Origin of the sequence: Pedococcus aerophilus, assembly GCF_039532215.1 — a bacterium.
GTDB lineage: Bacteria > Actinomycetota > Actinomycetes > Actinomycetales > Dermatophilaceae > Pedococcus > Pedococcus aerophilus.
The window spans coordinates 1,450,801-1,469,491 of the sequence record NZ_BAAARN010000001.1 but is presented as its reverse complement, the minus strand read 5'-3'; the positions used below and the strand labels follow the sequence as shown (position 1 = coordinate 1,469,491).

General features: G+C 70.1%; 22 protein-coding genes and 3 tRNA genes. 22 read left to right on the top strand and 3 right to left on the bottom strand.

What is annotated here, in order from left to right; all coding sequences use genetic code 11:
* Positions 1-2: 2 nt before the first annotated feature.
* The 10 genes from ABD286_RS06985 to ABD286_RS06940 all read left to right on the top strand — a co-directional run bounded on the left by ABD286_RS06985 (position 3) and on the right by ABD286_RS06940 (position 5,842).
* Entirely contained in the window at positions 3-743 is a 741-nt protein-coding gene (locus ABD286_RS06985) for an SRPBCC family protein (protein ID WP_344191561.1), read from the top strand.
* Positions 744-922: 179 nt separating this feature from the next.
* Positions 923-1,381 carry a type II 3-dehydroquinate dehydratase gene (gene aroQ, locus ABD286_RS06980; RefSeq protein ID WP_344191559.1) on the top strand — a complete coding sequence of 153 codons (459 nt, stop codon included), beginning with the start codon at positions 923-925 and terminating at the stop codon, positions 1,379-1,381.
* 36 nt (positions 1,382-1,417) lie between these two features.
* Complete coding sequence (locus tag ABD286_RS06975) at positions 1,418-2,620, top strand: acyl-CoA dehydrogenase family protein (RefSeq protein WP_344191557.1); 1,203 nt, start codon at positions 1,418-1,420, stop codon at positions 2,618-2,620.
* Positions 2,621-2,745: 125 nt separating this feature from the next.
* Positions 2,746-2,818, top strand: a tRNA-Thr gene (locus ABD286_RS06970).
* A gap of 33 nt (positions 2,819-2,851) precedes the next feature.
* Positions 2,852-2,925 (top strand) — tRNA-Met (locus ABD286_RS06965).
* A gap of 121 nt (positions 2,926-3,046) precedes the next feature.
* Positions 3,047-3,217, top strand: coding sequence for a 50S ribosomal protein L33 (rpmG, locus tag ABD286_RS06960; RefSeq protein WP_056915500.1), 171 nt, complete (start codon positions 3,047-3,049; stop codon positions 3,215-3,217).
* A gap of 99 nt (positions 3,218-3,316) precedes the next feature.
* Positions 3,317-3,763 carry an FAS1-like dehydratase domain-containing protein gene (locus ABD286_RS06955; protein ID WP_344191555.1) on the top strand — a complete coding sequence of 149 codons (447 nt, stop codon included), beginning with the start codon at positions 3,317-3,319 and terminating at the stop codon, positions 3,761-3,763.
* Positions 3,764-3,765: 2 nt separating this feature from the next.
* Positions 3,766-4,188 (top strand): MaoC family dehydratase, encoded by a 423-nt coding sequence (locus ABD286_RS06950; protein ID WP_344191553.1) that lies wholly within the window; start codon positions 3,766-3,768, stop codon positions 4,186-4,188.
* 10 nt (positions 4,189-4,198) lie between these two features.
* Positions 4,199-5,275, top strand: coding sequence for a UDP-N-acetylmuramate dehydrogenase (locus ABD286_RS06945; protein WP_344191551.1), 1,077 nt, complete (start codon positions 4,199-4,201; stop codon positions 5,273-5,275).
* A 9-nt stretch (positions 5,276-5,284) separates the two neighbouring features.
* On the top strand, positions 5,285-5,842 hold the full coding sequence (locus ABD286_RS06940; RefSeq protein WP_344191549.1) for a DUF5956 family protein: 558 nt from the start codon (positions 5,285-5,287) through the stop codon (positions 5,840-5,842).
* Positions 5,843-5,897: 55 nt separating this feature from the next.
* Here ABD286_RS06940 and ABD286_RS06935 read toward each other — a convergent pair whose 3' ends face one another.
* From ABD286_RS06935 to ABD286_RS06925, 3 genes are all read right to left on the bottom strand, one after another.
* Complete coding sequence (locus tag ABD286_RS06935; RefSeq protein WP_344191547.1) at positions 5,898-6,926, bottom strand: adenosine deaminase; 1,029 nt, start codon at positions 6,924-6,926, stop codon at positions 5,898-5,900.
* A 95-nt stretch (positions 6,927-7,021) separates the two neighbouring features.
* Positions 7,022-7,519, bottom strand: a complete 498-nt coding sequence (locus ABD286_RS06930) for a DUF5709 domain-containing protein (RefSeq protein ID WP_344191545.1) — start codon at positions 7,517-7,519, stop codon at positions 7,022-7,024.
* A gap of 103 nt (positions 7,520-7,622) precedes the next feature.
* Positions 7,623-8,933 (bottom strand): aspartate aminotransferase type Ic, encoded by a 1,311-nt coding sequence (locus ABD286_RS06925; RefSeq protein WP_344191543.1) that lies wholly within the window; start codon positions 8,931-8,933, stop codon positions 7,623-7,625.
* A gap of 203 nt (positions 8,934-9,136) precedes the next feature.
* Here ABD286_RS06925 and ABD286_RS06920 point away from each other — a divergent pair.
* From ABD286_RS06920 to ABD286_RS06865, 12 genes are all read left to right on the top strand, one after another.
* Positions 9,137-9,209, top strand: a tRNA-Trp gene (locus ABD286_RS06920).
* A gap of 67 nt (positions 9,210-9,276) precedes the next feature.
* Positions 9,277-9,537, top strand: a complete 261-nt coding sequence (secE, locus tag ABD286_RS06915) for a preprotein translocase subunit SecE (RefSeq protein ID WP_344191541.1) — start codon at positions 9,277-9,279, stop codon at positions 9,535-9,537.
* Between the two features lie 65 nt (positions 9,538-9,602).
* Entirely contained in the window at positions 9,603-10,529 is a 927-nt protein-coding gene (gene nusG, locus ABD286_RS06910; protein WP_344191539.1) for a transcription termination/antitermination protein NusG, read from the top strand.
* Between the two features lie 88 nt (positions 10,530-10,617).
* The gene (gene rplK / locus ABD286_RS06905; protein ID WP_344191537.1) at positions 10,618-11,055 is read left to right on the top strand and encodes a 50S ribosomal protein L11; all 438 of its coding nucleotides are present in this window, start codon (positions 10,618-10,620) and stop codon (positions 11,053-11,055) included.
* A gap of 114 nt (positions 11,056-11,169) precedes the next feature.
* Positions 11,170-11,889 (top strand): 50S ribosomal protein L1, encoded by a 720-nt coding sequence (rplA, locus tag ABD286_RS06900; RefSeq protein WP_344191535.1) that lies wholly within the window; start codon positions 11,170-11,172, stop codon positions 11,887-11,889.
* Between the two features lie 137 nt (positions 11,890-12,026).
* Positions 12,027-12,800: a hypothetical protein gene (locus ABD286_RS06895; protein WP_344191532.1), complete on the top strand. Its 774-nt coding sequence runs from the start codon at positions 12,027-12,029 to the stop codon at positions 12,798-12,800.
* Positions 12,801-13,137: 337 nt separating this feature from the next.
* On the top strand, positions 13,138-13,767 hold the full coding sequence (gene rplJ, locus ABD286_RS06890; protein ID WP_344191530.1) for a 50S ribosomal protein L10: 630 nt from the start codon (positions 13,138-13,140) through the stop codon (positions 13,765-13,767).
* An 87-nt stretch (positions 13,768-13,854) separates the two neighbouring features.
* Positions 13,855-14,241, top strand: coding sequence for a 50S ribosomal protein L7/L12 (gene rplL, locus ABD286_RS06885; protein ID WP_344191528.1), 387 nt, complete (start codon positions 13,855-13,857; stop codon positions 14,239-14,241).
* 318 nt (positions 14,242-14,559) lie between these two features.
* The gene (locus ABD286_RS06880) at positions 14,560-15,621 is read left to right on the top strand and encodes an ABC transporter ATP-binding protein (protein WP_344191526.1); all 1,062 of its coding nucleotides are present in this window, start codon (positions 14,560-14,562) and stop codon (positions 15,619-15,621) included.
* Positions 15,621-16,391, top strand: a complete 771-nt coding sequence (locus ABD286_RS06875; protein WP_344191524.1) for an MlaE family ABC transporter permease — start codon at positions 15,621-15,623, stop codon at positions 16,389-16,391. Before ABD286_RS06880 ends, ABD286_RS06875 begins: the two co-directional genes overlap by 1 nt.
* A gap of 93 nt (positions 16,392-16,484) precedes the next feature.
* Entirely contained in the window at positions 16,485-17,312 is an 828-nt protein-coding gene (locus tag ABD286_RS06870; RefSeq protein ID WP_056915483.1) for an MlaE family ABC transporter permease, read from the top strand.
* Between the two features lie 3 nt (positions 17,313-17,315).
* Positions 17,316-18,653 carry an MCE family protein gene (locus tag ABD286_RS06865; protein ID WP_344191521.1) on the top strand — a complete coding sequence of 446 codons (1,338 nt, stop codon included), beginning with the start codon at positions 17,316-17,318 and terminating at the stop codon, positions 18,651-18,653.
* Positions 18,654-18,691: the final 38 nt, after the last annotated feature.

Genomic DNA, 18,691 nt, shown 5'->3' with positions numbered 1-18,691 from the left:
CCGTGGAGCTGAGCCACACCTTCACGGTGCCCGCCTCGGTCGACGAGACGTGGTCCACCTTCATGGACCTCCAGGAGGTCGGGAGCTGCTTCCCGGGCGCGCAGGTGACCGAGGTGACCGACGCCGGGTTCGCCGGCACGGTCAAGGTCAAGCTCGGCCCGATCGCACTCGTGTACTCCGGCACGGGCTCGTTCATCGAGCGTGACGACGCGGCCCACCGCGCCGTCATCGAGGCAAAGGGCAAGGACAAGCGGGGCAACGGCACCGCCGGCGCCACCGTGACGATCCAGCTCACCGACGCCGGGGACGGCAACACCAGGGCCGACGTCCAGACCGACCTCAACGTCACCGGCAAGCCGGCGCAGTTCGGCCGGGGTGTCATGCAGGACGTGTCCGACAAGCTGCTCGGCCAGTTCGTCGCGTGCATCGAGGGCAAGGTCGGCACGCCGGCCGAACCCGAGGTGGCGGCAGAGCCGGTCGTGGCACCGACGGCGTCACCCAACGGGTCGGCGCCCAACGGCTCGGCGCCGACCGTGGCCCCCGGTGGGAGCAGCCCTGCCCCCGTGCCGGCGGCAGCAGCAGCGGCACGGACACCCACCCCCACCCGGGAGCCGGAGGCGCTCGACCTGGGCACCGCCGTCCTGCCGGTGGTGCTGAAGTCCTACGCCAAGCAGATCGCGGCCGGGCTGGTCGCCCTGGTCGCCGGGATCGGGCTGGTCCTGCGGCGGCGCCGCAAGGGCTGACCGCGACATACGCACGAGCGCAGGGGCTCCACCCACCCGGGTGGGGCCCCTGCGCACGTCCTGCTCCGTCCCGCTGCTGTCCATGTCTTTGAGCGCCTGACCACGCCTGGACGTGGTCAGGCGCTCAAAGACCATTCAAAGACCGAGGGGTATGGCGCCCGCTCACCTACGCTGGGCGCATGACCGGCCCGAGCGAGCCCACCGTCGTCGTCCTCAACGGCCCCAACCTCAACCTGCTCGGCGAGCGGGAGCCGGATGTCTACGGCCACGACACCCTGGCCGACGTCGAGGCGCTGTGCCGCGAGGTCGCCGCCCAGGCCGGGCTGTCCGTCGACTTCCGGCAGAGCAACCACGAGGGCGTCCTCATCGACGCGATCCACGAGACCCGCACGTCGGCAGCCGGGTTCGTCGTCAACGCGGGTGCCCTGACCCACACCTCCGTCGCGCTGCGGGACGCGCTGGCCACGGTCACGGGACCGGTCATCGAAGTGCACCTGTCGAACGTCCACGCCCGCGAGGAGTTCAGGCACCACTCCTACCTGTCGGCGATCGCGTCCGGCGTCATCGTCGGCTGCGGCCCGAGCGGCTACGCGTACGCCGTGACCCGGATCGCCGAGCTGGTGCAGCAGCGCGACTGACCGACACTGCCGTCGTGATGGGGGCAGGATGAGGCCATGGCCTCCACGACCCGCCGCCCGCTCGACCCCATGGACCTCGCCGGCATCGACGACCTCCTCAGCGACGAGGAGAAGGCGGTCCGCAGCACGGTCCGGACGTTCCTCGACCAGCGGGTCGAGCCCCACGTCGCCGACTGGTTCGAGCGGGGTGAGGTCGACGACATCCGCGGCCTGACCAAGGAGCTCGGCTCCCTCGGCCTGCTGGGCATGCACCTGGAGGGGTACGGCTGCGCCGGGATGTCGGCGGTCGACTACGGCCTGGCCTGCCTCGAGCTCGAGGCCACCGACTCCGGCGTCCGCAGCCTCGTGTCGGTGCAGGGGTCGCTGGCGATGTTCGCGATCCACCGCTGGGGCAGCGAGGAGCACAAACAGCAGTGGCTGCCCGCGATGGCGACGGGCGAGGCGATCGGCTGCTTCGGCCTCACCGAGCCCGACCACGGCAGCGACCCCGCGTCGATGCGTACCCGCGCCCGCCGCGACGGCGACGACTGGGTCCTGGACGGGGCGAAGATGTGGATCACCAACGGCTCCATCGCCGATGTCGCCGTCGTCTGGGCCCAGGCCGAGGAGGACGACGGCACGAGCGCGATCCGGGGGTTCGTCGTCCCGACCGACAGCCCCGGCTTCTCTGCCCCGCAGATCAAGCACAAGATGAGCCTGCGGGCCTCGGTGACCAGCGAGCTCGTCCTCGAGGGGGTCCGCCTGCCGGGTGACGCGGTCTTCCCCGAGGTCCGTGGCCTCAAGGGTCCGCTGTCCTGCCTGTCGGAGGCGCGCTACGGCATCGTGTGGGGCTCGCTCGGCGCGGCCCGCTCCAGCCTCGACACCGCCCGCCGCTACTCGATCGAGCGCCACCAGTTCGGGCGCCCGCTCGCCGGCTTCCAGCTCACCCAGCAGAAGCTCGCCGACATGGCCCTCGAGCTGGTCAAGGGCCAGCTGCTCGCGCTGCACCTCGGACGCCGCAAGGACGCCGGCACGCTGCGCCCCGAGCAGGTCAGCCTCGGCAAGCTCAACAACATCCGCGAGGCGCTCGACATCTGCCGCACGTCGCGAACCATCCTCGGGGCCAACGGGATCAGCCTCGAGTACCCCGTCATCAGGCACATGAACAACCTCGAGTCCGTGCTCACCTACGAGGGCACCGTGGAGATGCACACCCTCGTCATCGGCCAGGCGATGACCGGGGAACAGGCCTTCCGGTAGGGGTCGCGCAGGGGGTCCGAAGCCCACCCCGTACCGGCTCCCGACCCTCGATTTTCGGTCCGGGCACCGGAGCGTGTAGTCTCACCGTCGCACTTCCGCGCGGCTCCCAGAGCCCCGGTGTGCAGGCCCCCTTAGCTCAGTCGGCAGAGCGTTTCCATGGTAAGGAAAAGGTCGTCGGTTCGATTCCGACAGGGGGCTCTGGGAGAGGCATCGCGAGGTGCTGCACCCCATGGCGGGGTAGCTCAGCTGGTTAGAGCGCACGACTCATAATCGTGAGGTCGCGGGATCGAGCCCCGCTCCCGCTACAACCGCGATTTCAGGATCAGCCTGAATTCGCGTAGCCTGATGTGTCGCTGCCCGATGTCGCTGGATGTCGCGCGCGGCGTCCAGACTTCACCACCGTCAGTTCCGAGAGCAGGTTGCCCCGTGGCTAGCAAGAGCGCAGACGTCCGCCCCAAGATCACCTTGGCGTGCGTGGATTGCAAGGAGCGCAACTACATCACCAAGAAGAACCGTCGGAACAACCCCGACCGTCTCGAGATGAAGAAGTTCTGCCCCCGCGACAAGAAGCACACGGTCCACCGCGAGACCCGCTGACCTGACGCGTTTCGACAGCCGCCCCGGACGAGAGTCCCCGGGCGGCTTTGTCGTGTCCCCGTTCCCCGTGCCACCTCCCGTCCCAACTAGGGTGGGGCCATGGCCGTGAACGCAGACTTCGTGGGGCGCAGCTACCCGCCCAGTGGCCCGTATGCCGTGACGGCAGAGGGCCTCGCGGCCTTCGCCGCCGCCGTGGGCTCGACCGATCCGGTGCACACCTCGAGCGAGGCGGCGCGAGCCGCCGGGTACGCCGACGTGATCGCGCCGCCGACGTTCGCCGTGACGATCGCGCAGCAGTGCGACGCGGTGTTCGTGCAGGACCCGGAGGCCGGCATCGACTACAGCCGGGTGGTCCACGGCGAGCAGCGCTTCGTCCACCACCGCCCCATCACCGCGGGGGACGAGGTGCTCGGCACCCTGACGGTCGACTCCGTCCGCGCCGCCGGTGGCCACTCGATGGTCACCACCCGCACCGAGCTCACCACGGCCGACGGCGAGGCGCTGTGCACCTCGACGTCCACCATCGTCATCCGGGGAGGGGAGTGAGCATGAGCGTGCGCACCCTGGCCGACACCTCAGTCGGCGACACCATCGAGGCCCGCACCGTCACGGTCGGCCGCGACACTCTTGTCGCCTACGCGAACGCGTCGGGCGACCAGAACCCGATCCACCAGGACGAGGCCTTCGCCACCTCGGTGGGCCTGCCCGACGTGATCGCCCACGGCATGTGGACGATGGGTGCGGCCGGCTCGGTCGTCGAGGAGTGGGCCGGTGACGGGGGTCGGGTCGTCGAGTTCGGCACCCGCTTCACCAAGCCCGTCGTCGTGCCGCAGGACGGCGGCGCGATCGAGGTCTCCGGTGTCGTGAAGTCCGTCGACGAGGACGCCCGCCGCGCCACGGTCGAGGTGAGCGTCACCAGCAGTGGCGACAAGGTCCTCGGCCGCTGCCTGGCCGTCGTCCAGCTCGACTGACACGACCTCCATGCGCGAAGAGCACGACGTCCCCCTGGCCGACCTGACGACGATGCGGGTCGGTGGCCCGGCCGCCCGCCTCGTCACGGCCTCCTCCACCGACGAGGTCGTCGACGCGGTCCGGGAGGTCGATGACGCCGACGAGCCGCTGCTCGTCATCTCCGGGGGGAGCAACGTCGTCGTCACCGACGCCGGCTTCCCCGGCACGGTCGTCCGCGTCGCCTCCGACGGGATCGAGGTCGAGTCGGCCGACCTGTGCGGTGGCGTCATGGTGCGCGTCGCGGCAGGCGTCCCCTGGGACGACCTCGTGGCCCGAGCCGTCGTCGAGGGCTGGTCGGGCATCGAGGCGATGTCCGGCATCCCCGGCGGGACGGGTGCGACGCCGGTGCAGAACGTCGGCGCCTACGGCCAGGAGGTGGCCCAGACGATCGCCTCTGTGCGCGTCTGGGACCGCCACGAGCAGCGGGTGCGTACCTTCGCCGCCCTCGACTGCGCGTTCACCTACCGCCACTCGATCTTCAAGGCCACCAGTCGTTTCGTCGTCCTCGACGTGCTGTTCCAGCTGATCCCCAGCGAGCTCAGCCAGCCGGTCGGGTACGCCGACCTCGCCCGCCAGCTCGACGTCGCCGTCGGTGACCGGGTGCCGCTGGCGGCAGCACGGGAGGCTGTCCTGCACCAGAGGCGTCGGCGCGGCATGGTCCTGGACGCCGAGGACCACGACACGTGGTCGTGCGGCTCGTTCTTCACCAACCCGATCCTGTCGGTGCACCACTTCGCCGACCTCGAGGCCCGGGCGACGGCCCGGCTCGGTGCCGACGGCCCGACGCCGCCGCGGTTCGCCGACCCTGACGGCAACGTCAAGACCAGTGCGGCCTGGCTCATCGAGAAGGCCGGCTTCGACAAGGGGTTCTGTCTGCCCGGCAGCTCGGCGGCCATCTCCGGCAAGCACACCCTGGCCCTGACCAACCGTGGCGGAGCGACCGCCGCGGAGGTGTCGGCGCTGGCCCGCGCGGTCCGCGACGGCGTCCACGAGGCCTTCGGCGTGGTCCTCGTCAACGAGCCCGTCCTCGTCGGCCACGGCCTCTGAGGAGTCCGGGTGTCAGGTCCCTCGTCGGAGGACGTCTTCGAGGATCCCCTCGACGAGGCTCCGGAGGACGCCGATGGTGACACCTGGTACGTCGGGGTGTCTCGGCCGCTCGACGCCGGCAACGAGCCCGTGGCGGCCGACGACGCCCGCGACCTGCCCCACGCGATGGCCGCGCGGGAGAACGGTTTCGAGGTCGCTCCCGATGCCCCGCTGTGGCTCTTCCTCCCCGCGGTCTGGCCGGCGGCCCACCGGACCTGGATCCGCGACAACCGGGTCAGGAGCCAGCGCGCCGCCGTGGACGGGGACGTCGTCGACCTGCCCTGGTCGACCGCCGACTACCTGGACATGGAGGCCCACGAGCTGTCGGTCCTGCGCGCCCTGGGCCTGCCACCCCGACCTGCAGGGCGCGTCTGGTTGCTGCGGCCACCGCCCGGCTGCCGCGACCTGGACGACACCCTGAGACGGGTGACGGACGCAGCCCACGCGGCTGGCGTGCCCACCGAGCTCACCCGCGAGTTCGTCGACCACGTGGTGGTCACCCTGCGCACCCTCTTCGAGCCCGCCTGACGGTGGGCGGGGCCGGCTGTGGGCGCTTGAGTGGTCAGGACGCCAGCAGGTCGTGTCAGGCGGGAGTCGCGAGCCAGGCGTCGACGTCCGCCAGCGCCGCCTCACGGACCGCGGACGGTGCGCGGCTCGCGCGCAGCGAGCCCCGGGCCAGCTCGGCGAGCTCCTCGTCGGTGAAGCCCAGCACGTCACGGGCCGTCTCGTACTGCTCCGTCAGCCGCGACCCGAACAGCAGCGGGTCGTCCGCCCCCAGCGCGACCGGTATGCCGTGCTCGACGATCGTGCGCAGCGGCACGTCCTCGGGGGAGGCGTAGACGCCGAGGGCTACGTTGCTGCGCGGGCACACCTCGAGCGCGACGCCCGACTCGGCGACCCGCTCGAGCACCCGCGGCTCCTCGACGCAGCGGACGCCGTGGCCGAGCCGGTCCGGCTCCATGGCATCGAGCGTCGCCTCGACGGCTGCGGGTCCGAGCAGCTCGCCTGCGTGCGGCACCAACGCGAGTCCGGCGCGCCGCGCCAGGGCGAAGGCCGGCGCGAACTCGCCCGTCACGCCGCGCCGTTCGTCGTTGCTCAGCCCGAACCCGACCACCGCGCCCGGGCCGTCACCCGCGTACTGCGTCGCGAGCCGGGCGAGCGTCCGCGCGTCGAGCGGGTGGCGGATGCGGCTCGCCGCGACGACGACGGCGACCTGGGTGGCCTCCTCGCGGGAGGCCGCGGCCGCCTCGTCGAGCACGATCTCCAGGGCCGGGGTGATCCCGCCGACGAACGGGGCGTACGACGTCGGGTCGACCTGGATCTCCAGCCAGCGCGAGCCCTCGGCCGCGTCGTCCTGGGCGGCCTCGCGGACGATCCGGCGCAGGTCGGCCTCGTCGCGCACGCAGGCGCGGGCCGCGTCGTACAGGCGCTGGAACCGGAACCACCCGCGCTCGTCACGCGCGCTCAGCTGCGGCGGCCACCCCGTGGTGAGGGCGTCGGGCAGGTGCAGGTGGTGCTTGGCGGCGAGGTCGCGCACCGTCTCGACACGCATCGACCCGGTGAAGTGCAGGTGCAGGTGCGCCTTCGGGAGGGACTCGACCGGACGGGGCATGGCGAGCAGTCTGGCACCGCCGGGGACGGGCAGAGGCGCCGACCCACGGGGGTCGGCGCCTCTGGAAGACGATGGGCGCAGGGGAGGCGTGGCGGTCAGTCGCCCTCGACGACGTGCATGGCCTGCTCCTCGGCGCTGAGGTCGCTCGCGCCGCCGCTCTCGTCGCCGACGAGCTCGGAGTCGACGTCCTCACGGGCCCCTTCGTCGGGGTCGGTGAGGGCGCCGGCCTGCGCGTCGCCCACCTCGGCGTCGCCCAGGAAGTCCTGGTCGGCCTCGATGCTGTCGGGGTCGTCGCCGCCGACGCGGGGCTCGCCGTCCAGGCCCGACTCGTTGTCGGGGGCGCCGTACGCCGAGTCGGGGTCGGGCACCTCCTGCATGATGCGCTGGTCGATGCTCTCCTCGAGGCCCTGCTCGGTGGCCGTCGTGCCCCACTCGGTGTTGCGGGGCTTCTGGTCGGGCGGGGACCAGGGCTCGTTGTCGCCCTCGCTGGAGTCCAGGAGGCCCTCCTGGCCGCTGCCGGCGTCGACGGAGTCGTCCACGCTGTAGCTGCCGAGGTCGTCCTCGATGCTTTCGGTGCCGGGCTGATCGCTCATGTCCCCACCCTGCGGCAGGCGCGGTGGCGCCGCAAGGCCAACGGTCCCCTCCCTGCCGGAGGGCTGGCGCGCCATACCGATCCGGTATGGCGCGCCAGCCCGGTCAGGCGCGGTGTGCGCCGCTCGCCTGCTCGGCGGCGGCGAGCAGGACACAGGTGGCCACGGCCTCCATCGCCTCGGTGACCTGGCCCAGCGGCGGGAAGGTCGGGGCGAGGCGGATGTTGCGGTCGCGCGGGTCGTCGCCTAGGGGGAAGGACGAGCCGGCGGGGGTGAGGGCGATCCCGGCCTCCTTGGCCAGCTGGACCACGCGGGAGGCGGTGCCGTCGAGGACGTCCAGGCTGACGAAGTAGCCACCCGTCGGCCGGGTCCACGTCGCGATGCCGAGGCCGTCGAGGCGCTCGGTGAGGACGCGCTCCACCTCGGCGAACTTCGGGGCGATGATCTCGCGGTGCCTGACCATGTGGTCGCGCACACCCTGCGCGGAGCCGAAGAACTGGGCGTGCCGCAGCTGGTTGACCTTGTCGGGGCCGATGGAGCCCTTGCCGAGGTGGCCGAGGTACCACTTCACGTTCTCGACCGAGGCGGCGAGGAAGGCCACTCCCGCACCTGCCCAGGTGATCTTGGACGTGGAGGCGAACATGATCGGGCGGTGCGGGTGACCCGCGGCGGCGGCGAGGCTGAGGATGTCCGCGCTCTTGGCCTCGTCCCGGGTGAGGTGGTGCAGCGCGTAGGCGTTGTCCCAGAAGATCTTGAAGTCGGGCGCGGCGGTCTCCATCGACGCGAGGCGCGCCGCGACCTCCTGCGTGACGACCGAGCCGGAGGGGTTGGCGTAGGTGGGGACGATCCACATGCCCTTGATGCTCGGGTCCGTGGCCACCAGGGCGGCGACGGCCTCGGCGTCCGGGCCGTCGTCGTTCATCGGGACCGTCACCATCTCGATCCCGAACGACTCCAGCAGCGTGAAGTGCCGGTCGTACCCGGGGACGGGGCAGACGAAGGTGACCTTCTCCTCCTGGCTCCACGGCCGGGGGGAGTCGACCCCGCCGTGGAGCAGCAGGTCGACGAGGGTGTCCTTCATCATGGTGAGGCTGGAGTTGCCACCCGCGACGAGCTGCTCCGGCTCGACCCACAGCAGCTCGGCGAACATCTCGCGCAGCTCCTTGATCCCGTCCAGCCCGCCGTAGTTGCGGGTGTCGGTGCCACTGGCGTCGGTGAAGCCGCGGGGCAGCGTCAGCAGGTCGTTGGACAGGTCGAGCTGCTCGCTCGCCGGCTTCCCGCGCGTCAGGTCGAGCTTCAGCCCGCGCTCCTTGAGGGCGGCGTACGCCTCCCGCTGCTCCGCGGCGAACGACGCGAGGTCGTCGGGGGAGCGCTCGGCAAGGGGGGTGGGCTGGCTGGTGGCGGTCTGCTCGGTCACCGGCCCATCGTCCCAGAGCCGCGTGCGCGTGCGCAGCGGGCGTCCGCATGCCGCACAGTCGGGAGCGAGTTCGCATTCGGGGCCGCGGCTCACGTATGCTTGCTCCTCGGTTGACTTCGACCATGCTTCCGACGTGCCCTCCGGCGGGTCAGGCAGGTGGGGGTCGACCACCGGAACCACTCGCTCCCCGCGAGGCGTTCCGTAGGGCAGTGGCTCAATTGGTAGAGCACCGGTCTCCAAAACCGGCGGTTGGGGGTTCGAGTCCCTCCTGCCCTGCGTTGCAGGACCTGCGGCCGACCCGGCAGCACGGCACACATCAGTGAGAAGAGGCATCGTGACGGACGTGAGCGCGGAGACCCGCGGCTCTGGTCGCACCAGCCGCAAGGGCGGGAAGGGCGGCAACCCGGTTTCCCGGTTCTTCCGCTCCCTGTCCCTGTTCGTCAGCCAGATCCTCGACGAGCTGCGCAAGGTCGTCCGACCGACGCGCTCGGAGCTGATCAACTACACGATCGTCGTGATCGTGTTCGTCGTGGTCATGATGGCGCTCGTCTCGTCCGTGGACTTCGGCTTCACCAAGCTCGTCCTGTGGGTCTTCGGCGGCTGATCGCCGCAGTGCCGCACTGACCCGGGGTTCTCCCGGTGAACACCAGAAGGAAGTAGGTCATCAGCGTGTCCGACCAGTGGACCACCGACAACGCGGAGCCGCAGACCGACGAGGTCACCGCGAGCACCGACGCCGCCGAGCTCGAGCAGCCCGGGACGGACTCTGTCGACGACTCCGTGGACACCGAGGCCAGCGCCGACTCCACCGAGGGCGACGAGACGGACGGTGACGACGCCCAGGGCGACGACACCGACGACACCGATGATGACGACAGCGACGCTGCCGCCACCGCCGAGGTCTCCTTCAGTGACGACGACGCGTCCGCCAACGACGCCGCCTCCGGCGCCGAGGCCGGCGACGAGGTCGACGTCGACGCCCCGCCGGTCGACCCGGTCAAGGAGTTCAAGGACACCCTCGCCAGCAAGTTCGGCGACTGGTACGTCGTGCACTCCTACGCCGGCTACGAGAACCGCGTGAAGGCGAACCTCGAGAACCGCACGACCTCCCTCAACATGGAGGACTTCATCTTCGAGGCCCAGGTCCCGATGGAAGAGGTCACCGAGATCAAGAACGGCCAGAAGAAGCTGGTCAAGCGTGTCCGGATGCCCGGGTACGTGCTGGTCCGCATGGACCTCACCGACGAGTCGTGGGGCGCCGTGCGCCACACGCCCGGGGTGACCGGCTTCGTCGGCAACGCCCACCAGCCGGTGCCGCTGAGCCTCGACGAGGTCTACACGATGCTCGCCCCCGCCGACCTCGAGCAGCAGGCTGCTGCCGCGGCCGGTGGCGCAGGTGGCGGCAAGCCCCGCGAGGTCGCCGTCGTCGACTTCGAGGTCGGCGAGTCCGTCACCGTCATGGAGGGGCCCTTCGAGACCCTTCCCGCCACGATCTCCGAGATCAACGCCGACACCCAGAAGCTCAAAGTTCTGGTCTCGATCTTCGGCCGGGAGACCCCGGTCGAGCTGTCGTTCAACCAGGTCGCCAAGATCTGATCGTCCGGCTCCTGCCCCCGGTCCTCGGGGGTACTGCAACCGGGTCATCGCCCACGGCGTAGGCCCAGCAACCACGTAAGGAACAGCAATGCCTCCCAAGAAGAAGAAGGTCTCCGGCTTCATCAAGCTGCAGATCCAGGCCGGTGCCGCGACGCCCGCCCCGCCCGTCGGCCCCGCCCTCGGTCAGCACGGCGTCAACATCATGGAGTTCGTCAAGGCGTACAACGCTGCGACGGAGTCCCAGCGCGGCAACGTCATCCCCGTGGAGATCACGGTCTACGAAGACCGTTCCTTCACCTTCATCACCAAGACCCCTCCGGCCGCCGAGCTGATCAAGAAGGCTGCCGGCGTCCCCAAGGGCTCCGGTGAGCCGCACAAGACCAAGGTCGCCAAGTTGTCGGCCGACCAGGTCCGCGAGATCGCCACGATGAAGATGGAGGACCTCAACGCCAACGACGTCGAGCAGGCCATGAAGATCATCGCCGGCACCGCGCGTTCCATGGGCGTCGAGACCGACCTCAAGTAACACCCCGAACCTCCTCCGGTGTGCCGCTGCGGCGGCACACCGGGGAACCGTGGCAGGACCGCGCTGGTCCGCTAGACCACAACTCCACCGCACCACCTGAGATCAGGAGCAGAAATGAAGCGCAGCAAGTCCTACCGCGAGTCCGCGGAGAAGATCGACGTCACCAAGGCCTACGCCCCGCTCGAGGCCGTCCGCCTCGCCAAGACCGGCGCCAAGGCCAAGTACGACGAGACCGTCGAGGTCGCCATGCGCCTCGGTGTCGACCCCCGCAAGGCCGACCAGATGGTCCGCGGCACCGTGAACCTTCCCCACGGCACGGGCAAGACCGCCCGCGTCCTGGTGTTCGCCAACGGCGACAAGGCCGAGGCCGCCCGTGAGGCCGGCGCCGACTTCGTCGGCTCCGACGACCTGCTCGAGAAGGTCGCCGGCGGCTGGCTCGACTTCGACTCCGTCGTCGCCACCCCGGACATGATGGGCAAGGTCGGCCGACTCGGAAAGGTCCTGGGCCCGCGTGGTCTCATGCCCAACCCGAAGACCGGCACCGTCACGATGGACACCGCCAAGGCCGTCACCGACATCAAGGGCGGCAAGATCGAGTTCCGCGTCGACAAGCACGCGAACCTCCACTTCATCATCGGCAAGGCCTCCTTCGACGAGACCAAGCTCGTGGAGAACTACGGTGCCGCGCTGGAGGAGATCCTGCGTCTGAAGCCGTCGGCGTCCAAGGGCCGCTACATCCTCAAGGCCACCATGACCACGACGATGGGCCCCGGCATCCCGCTGGACTACAACCGCACCCGCAACCTGCTGGTCGAGGACGAGGCCACCGCCTGAGTCCCACCGCACCGCGCAGAGCCCGCCACCCCCCTGGGGGAGGCGGGCTCTGCCGCGTGGAGGCGCCATACGAGGGCGGTTATGGTGGTGTGGTCAACGCGAACTCGCACCGCACCACATCTTTCTGGGGGACCTGCATGAAGACCACCTCGATCGCTGCCGTCGCGCTCGCCGCGGCGCTCGGCCTGAGCGCCTGCGGCAGCTCCGACACCGCCGAGCCCGCCGCCTCCAAGAGCTCCTCGACGAGCAGCTCCAGCAGCAGCTCGAGCGCTGCCGGTGCCGTGAAGGCGGGCGACTCCGTCGACGGCGCGGCCCTGGCCACCCGGATGACCGACGCGATGATCAAGGCCGGTTCCGGCACGGTGACGATGGACCTCGGGGCGCAGGGGAGCGCGAAGGGCTCGTTCACCATGAAGGACGGGAAGATGGAGCAGTCGATGGAGATGGGGATCCAGGGCCAGACCCTGCAGATCGTCTCCTCCGACGGCATCATCTACATGAAGGGCCTGCCCGGCTCGAAGAAGCCGTGGGTGAAGATCGACCCCAAGGGCACCGACCCGATGAGCAAGATGTTCGCGGGCCTCACCGGTGACATGGGCGACCCGCGCCAGCTGGCCACCGCCCTGAAGGGCAGCAAGGCCACCGTGGTGCGCAGCTCGGCCGACGAGTCGGTCTACGACGTCACCATCGACCCGTCGGCCCTCATGGGTGGCAGCACCGCGACCGCCTCGCCGTCGGTGGCGCCGGTCAAGGCCCGCTACACGCTGGACGCTCAGGACCGCCCGACCAAGATGACCGTCGACGCCCAGGGCCAGACCATCAGCATCGTCTTCGCTGACTGGGGCAAGCCGGTCACCATCACCGTTCCGCCCGCGGACCAGGTGGGCACCTTCGAGCTCCCGACCAGCTGAGCCGGCGCGCCCGGGCCGTCGTCCGCTGACGGCCCGGGCCTTGCCACGGCACCACGTCGCGCCACCGTCCCTCCCGGGGCGGTGGCGCGATTTGGTCTGCGGGGTGGGCTGCGCCTACTCTGGTCCCTGACCACAGACCGCTTGGTTGTCGCGTGCCACCGCAAGAGGCAGCACGTGACCGAAGGTCCCACCGAGGTGGGCATCCAGCGCAGGCCACGATTCACCCGCAGTCCGGCTCCTCGAGCCTGACAGCGTGCGAGCCCCGTGCCTGTGCACGGGGCTCTTCTCATGCCGGGCCCTCACCTCCGATCGGTCGAACACACGGAAGGGAGGCCCCATGGCCAAGGCTGACAAGGCTGCCGCCATCGCCGAGCTGTCGGACAAGTTCCGCACCTCCGGCGCGGCCGTGCTGACCGAGTACCGCGGGCTTTCGGTGAAGCAGATCACCGACCTGCGCAACTCGCTGCGCGGAAACGCCACCTTCGCCGTCGTGAAGAACACGCTGACCGAACTTGCTGCCAAGGATGCCGGAGTCACGGCATTCGACGGACAGCTCGTCGGCCCGTCCGCCATCGCCTTCGTTGACGGTGACCCGGTCGAGGCTGCCAAGGGCCTGCGTGACTTCGCCAAGGCGAACCCCCTCCTCGTGATCAAGGGCGGCGTCCTCGACGGCAAGGCCCTCACCCCCGAGGAGATCACGAAGCTTGCGGACCTCGAGTCCCGCGAGGTTCTCCTGGCCAAGCTGGCCGGTGCCCTTCAGGCGTCGCTCAGCCAGGCTGTCTACCTCTTCGCTGCACCGCTGTCGCAGACCGCTCGGGTCGTCGACGCGCTGCGTGCCAAGGTCGAGGCAGAGGGTCCGGTGGCTGACGCCGCTGCTCCCGCTGCCGAGTCCGACGCCGCGGAGACCCCCGCCGAGGCCCCTGCGGCCGAGGCCACCGACGTCGCCGAGGGTGGCGACGCGAGCTGACCCGGCTCGGGGGTGACCCCGACCAGTCCAGCTCACACACCAAACCGCCACTCACGGCATACCGAAACACACGAAAGGACGCCCATCATGGCGAAGCTCTCCACCGACGAGCTCCTTGAGGCCTTCAAGGAAATGACCCTCATCGAGCTCTCCGAGTTCGTGAAGCAGTTCGAGGACACCTTCAACGTCACCGCTGCTGCCCCCGTGGCCGTTGCTGCGGCCGGCGCCCCGGCCGGCGGCGACGCTGCTGCTGCCGAGGAGCAGGACGAGTTCGACGTCATCCTCGAGGCTGCTGGCGACAAGAAGATCCAGGTCATCAAGGAGGTCCGCGCGCTGACCTCCCTCGGCCTGAAGGAGGCCAAGGACCTCGTCGACGGCGCCCCCAAGCCCGTCCTCGAGAAGGTCGACAAGGCTGCCGCGGACAAGGCCAAGGAGGCCCTCGAGGGCGCCGGGGCCACCGTCTCCGTCAAGTGATCTGACGCTTCCCCGCTCCGGCGGGGAAGCACTGCATCTCCGCAAAGGCGGGTCCGACTCCGGTCGGGCCCGCCTTTCGGCGTCCCTGGGTGCGCCGCGTTGCCGGCGCAGCCGTCCGGTCGCCCCAGCCCGGGGATGCCAACCGCGAGGTATGGCGCGCAGCCGGCATCCCCGACGCCTCGTGAGCCGCGCCACGCGCTCCTAGCCCCGCGGCATGCCGGGCCGTAACTTCGGGCAGGTCCCCTCGTTGAGCCATGCGAACCGGGGTCGGCCGTGGGTTGGCTGACTCGTAGTACCCCAACCACGACGAGGTGAGCAGTGGGCGTTGAGATCAAGGTCGAGGGCCTGACCAAGCGTTTCGGGTCCCAGGTGATCTGGAACGACGTCACGCTGACCCTTCCGGCCGGCGAGATCTCGGTGATGCTGGGGCCGTCCGGTACGGGCAAGTCGGTGTTCCTCAAGACCCTGGTCGGCCTGCTCAAGCCGGATGCCGGGTCGATCATGATCGAGGGCCGCGACCTGACGCGGCTGCGAGAGCACGACCTGTACGAGATCCGGAAGCTCTTCGGCGTGCTGTTCCAGGACGGCGCGCTGTTCGGCTCGATGAACCTCTACGACAACGTCGCCTTCCCCCTGCGCGAGCACACCCGCAAGAGCGAGTCCGAGGTCCGCACCATCGTCATGGAGAAGATGGAGCTCGTCGGCCTCACGGGCGCGGAGACCAAGCTCCCCGGCGAGATCTCCGGCGGGATGCGCAAGCGCGCAGGGCTCGCCCGGGCCCTGGTCCTCGACCCAGAGATCCTGCTCATCGACGAGCCCGACTCGGGCCTGGATCCGGTGCGCACGTCGTACATCAACCAGCTCTTCATCGACCTGAACGCCCAGATCGACGCGACGTTCCTCATCGTCACCCACGACATCAACACCGCCCGCACGGTGCCCGACAACATCGGCCTGCTCTACCACAAGCACCTCGCGATGTTCGGTCCGCGCGAGATGCTGCTGAGCTCCGAGGAGCCGGTGGTGCGCCAGTTCCTCAACGCGCAGACCATCGGCCCGATCGGCATGTCCGAGGAGAAGGACGCCGACGAGCTGGCCTCCGAGGAGGGGCAGGAGCTGCCGCCCCTGCCGCCCATCCCGTTGCAGCTGCGCACGAGCAACGGGACGACCCGGCACGCCGAGCGACCGGCGGGCCAGTGGTGCCACGACAACGGCATCACGCCGCCCCCCGGGTCGTTCGAGTCCGGCAACGCCGGGGTCCCCGGCGTGCGGTCCGGCAGCACGTCCGCCCCCGCCACGACCGACACCCCGGCTGTGGGGACGGCCGATGTCCCCGCGGCGCAGGGCGAGTCCCCGGCCGTGGCGCAGGAGTCCGTCTGATGGCCAACCCCGTGACCGGGGCACTGCGGCAGAGCGGTTCGCTCTTCGCCCTGGTGCTCGACGTCGTGCGGGCGCTGCCCAAGCGGCCGTTCCAGACCAAGGAGTTCATCCAGCAGTGCTGGTTCATCGCCTCGGTGACGATCGTCCCGACGGCCCTGGTCTCGATCCCGTTCGGGGCGGTCATCGCCCTCCAGCTCGGCACCCTGACCAGGCAGCTCGGCGCCCAGTCGTTCACCGGCGCAGCCTCGGTGCTGGCCGTCATCCGTGAGGCCTCACCGATCGTCACCGCCCTGCTCATCGCGGGTGCGGGTGGCTCGGCCATCTGCGCCGACCTCGGGTCACGCAAGATCCGCGAGGAGATCGACGCCATGGAGGTGCTGGGCATCAGCCCCATCCAGCGCCTCGTCGTGCCGCGCGTCCTCGCCGCCATGCTCGTCGCCCTGCTGCTCAACGGCCTCGTGTCGGTCGTCGGGGTCGCGGGTGGCTACTTCTTCAACGTCATCATCCAGGGCGGCACACCGGGCGCGTACATCGCGTCGTTCACCGCCCTGGCCCAGCTCGCCGACCTGTGGACCAGCGAGATCAAGGCCGTGATCTTCGGGTTCATCGCCGCGGTCGTCGCGTCGTACAAGGGCCTCACCGCCGGAGGGGGACCGAAGGGGGTGGGCGACGCGGTGAACCAGAGCGTCGTCATCACCTTCATGTTCTTGTTCGTCGTCAACTTCGTCGCGAGCGCCATCTACTTCCAAGTCGTCCCCCAGAAGATCTGAAGGAGGTGCAGAGATGAGACATCACTTCGGCACATGCTCCTCGCCCCTGCGGGCCTCGCTCGTGCCTCACTCGTGTCCTCAGGGAGTCGTCGCATGAGCAAGGTGCAGGAGCTCGCCGGCCGACCCGGCCAGGCGCTCGACAGCCTCGGTGAGCAGATGCGGTTCTACGTCCGCTCGCTGGCGTGGAGCCCGCGCACGATCCGGCGGTACAAGAAGGAGGTCCTGCGCCTCCTCGCCGAGGTCTCGCTCGGCTCGGGCGCCCTGTCGGTCATCGGCGGCACGGTCGGCGTCATCGCGTTCCTCGCGTTCTTCACCGGCAGCCAGGTCGGCCTGCAGGGCTACTCCTCGCTCAACCAGCTCGGCACCGGCGCCTTCACCGGGTTCGTCTCCGCCTACCTCAACACCCGTGAGATCGCCCCGCTCGTCGCAGGCCTGGCGCTCGCGGCCACCGTCGGCTGCGGGTTCACCGCGCAGCTCGGCGCCATGCGCATCTCCGAGGAGGTCGACGCCCTCGAGGTGATGGGCGTCCCGTCCCTGCCGTTCCTCGTCACCACCCGCATGATCGCCGGCTTCGTCGCGGTCGTGCCCCTCTACGTGCTCGGCCTGCTGTCGTCGTACGGCGCGACCCGGTTCATCGTCACCGAGTACTTCGGGCAGTCCAAGGGCACCTACGACCACTACTTCCACCTCTTCCTGCCGCCGATCGACGTGCTGTTCTCCTTCCTCAAGGTGATGGTCTTCGCGGTCGTCATCATCCTGATCCACTGCTACTACGGCTACAACGCCTCCGGCGGTCCGGCCGGCGTCGGCGTGGCCGTGGGCAAGGCCGTCCGCACCTCGATCGTGGCCATCAACATCGTGGACTTCTTCTTCTCGCTCGCGGTGTGGGGCGCCACGACGACCGTCCGGATCGCGGGTTAGCGCATGTCCGACACCACCACCGTGGGCCCCGCCAAGGGCGCCCTGTCCCGCCTGGGCAACAAGGCGTATGGCGTGGCGTTCATCGCCGTCGTCGCCCTCCTCGTGGGCCTGAGCATCGCCTCCTTCCAGAAGCGGTTCACGCCCGTCGTGACCGTCACCCTCCTCACCGACCGCATCGGCTCGCAGCTGCAGGCGGCCTCGGACGTGAAGCTGCGCGGCCTCATCGTCGGCGAGGTGCGCTCGATCCGCACGACGGGCAAGGGGGCCAGCCTCGAGCTGGCGCTCAAGCCGGAGATGGCCACGCTCATCCCGGCGAACGTCACGGCCCGGCTCCTGCCGAAGACCCTCTTCGGTGAGCGGTACGTCGACCTCGTGTCACCGGACGCGGGTGGACCGGGGGGCACCATCGCCGAGGGCGACGTCATCACCCAGGACCGGTCGAGCGTGGCGATCGAGCTGGAGAAGGTGTTCGCGGACCTGTTGCCGTTGTTGCGGGCGGTGCGGCCGGAGAAGCTGTCGGCGACGTTGAACGCGTTGGCGTCGGCGTTGGAGGGTCGTGGGACGCGGTTGGGTCAGAACCTGGTGCTGGTGGACTCCTACTTCAAGGAGCTGAACCCGAAGGTGCCGGTGATCCAGGCGGACATCTCGGGGTTGGCTGACCTGGCGAGCACGTATGCGGTGGCGGCGCCGGATCTGGTGCGGGCGGCGTCGACGTTGGCGACGACGAACACGACGATCGTGCAGAAGAAGGAGGTGTTGGCGGGGTTCCTGGCGGGGACGGCGGGGTTCGCGAACGAGGCGTCGGGGTTCCTGGAGGCGAACGGGGAGCGGATCATCCGGGTGGGTCAGGTGCAGCGGCCGACGGTGGAGCTGTTCGCGAAGTACTCGCCCGAGTACCCCTGCATGGCCACCGCCCTGACCAACTGGGTGCCGCGCATCGACGAGGCGTTCCGTGACGACACCTTCCACATCACCGTCGAGGTCGCCCCCCAGCGCCCCGGCTACCAGCCCGGTGAGGAGCCCCGCTGGGGCGAGACCCGCGGCCCGAACTGCTTCGGCCTGCCGGGCACCTTCGGCAACCAGGCCAAGCCCCGCAAGGGAATCCACTTCGACGACGGCACCAGGGCCGGTGGCACGAGCGCAGGCAGCGCACTGCCGACGGCCTTCTCGGGCGCATCGGGGTCAACCATCGTCGGGGCCGACTCGGGTCTCGCCGGCACCGAGGAGGAGCAGCACGTGGTCGCGGCCCTGCTGTCCGGGACCGGCTCGGCCGAGCCGTCCGCCATCACGACCCTCCTGGCAGGGCCGATGCTCCGCGGAACGGTGGTGTCCCAGCGATGAACATCACCCCACGAAGTTCTGCGTTCCTCCGTCACTCC

Bases quoted from the DNA above. Each gene is read 5' to 3' on its own strand.
- aroQ (WP_344191559.1), top strand. From the start codon at position 923: ATGACCGGCCCGAGCGAGCCCACCGTCGTCGTCCTCAACGGCCCCAAC.
- ABD286_RS06975 (WP_344191557.1), top strand. From the start codon at position 1,418: ATGGCCTCCACGACCCGCCGCCCGCTCGACCCCATGGACCTCGCCGGC.
- ABD286_RS06955 (WP_344191555.1), top strand. From the start codon at position 3,317: ATGGCCGTGAACGCAGACTTCGTGGGGCGCAGCTACCCGCCCAGTGGC.
- ABD286_RS06950 (WP_344191553.1), top strand. From the start codon at position 3,766: ATGAGCGTGCGCACCCTGGCCGACACCTCAGTCGGCGACACCATCGAG.
- ABD286_RS06945 (WP_344191551.1), top strand. From the start codon at position 4,199: ATGCGCGAAGAGCACGACGTCCCCCTGGCCGACCTGACGACGATGCGG.
- ABD286_RS06935 (WP_344191547.1), bottom strand. From the start codon at position 6,926: ATGCCCCGTCCGGTCGAGTCCCTCCCGAAGGCGCACCTGCACCTGCAC.
- ABD286_RS06930 (WP_344191545.1), bottom strand. From the start codon at position 7,519: ATGAGCGATCAGCCCGGCACCGAAAGCATCGAGGACGACCTCGGCAGC.
- rplK (WP_344191537.1), top strand. From the start codon at position 10,618: ATGCCTCCCAAGAAGAAGAAGGTCTCCGGCTTCATCAAGCTGCAGATC.
- rplA (WP_344191535.1), top strand. From the start codon at position 11,170: ATGAAGCGCAGCAAGTCCTACCGCGAGTCCGCGGAGAAGATCGACGTC.
- ABD286_RS06895 (WP_344191532.1), top strand. From the start codon at position 12,027: ATGAAGACCACCTCGATCGCTGCCGTCGCGCTCGCCGCGGCGCTCGGC.
- rplJ (WP_344191530.1), top strand. From the start codon at position 13,138: ATGGCCAAGGCTGACAAGGCTGCCGCCATCGCCGAGCTGTCGGACAAG.
- rplL (WP_344191528.1), top strand. From the start codon at position 13,855: ATGGCGAAGCTCTCCACCGACGAGCTCCTTGAGGCCTTCAAGGAAATG.
- ABD286_RS06875 (WP_344191524.1), top strand. From the start codon at position 15,621: ATGGCCAACCCCGTGACCGGGGCACTGCGGCAGAGCGGTTCGCTCTTC.
- ABD286_RS06870 (WP_056915483.1), top strand. From the start codon at position 16,485: ATGAGCAAGGTGCAGGAGCTCGCCGGCCGACCCGGCCAGGCGCTCGAC.
- ABD286_RS06865 (WP_344191521.1), top strand. From the start codon at position 17,316: ATGTCCGACACCACCACCGTGGGCCCCGCCAAGGGCGCCCTGTCCCGC.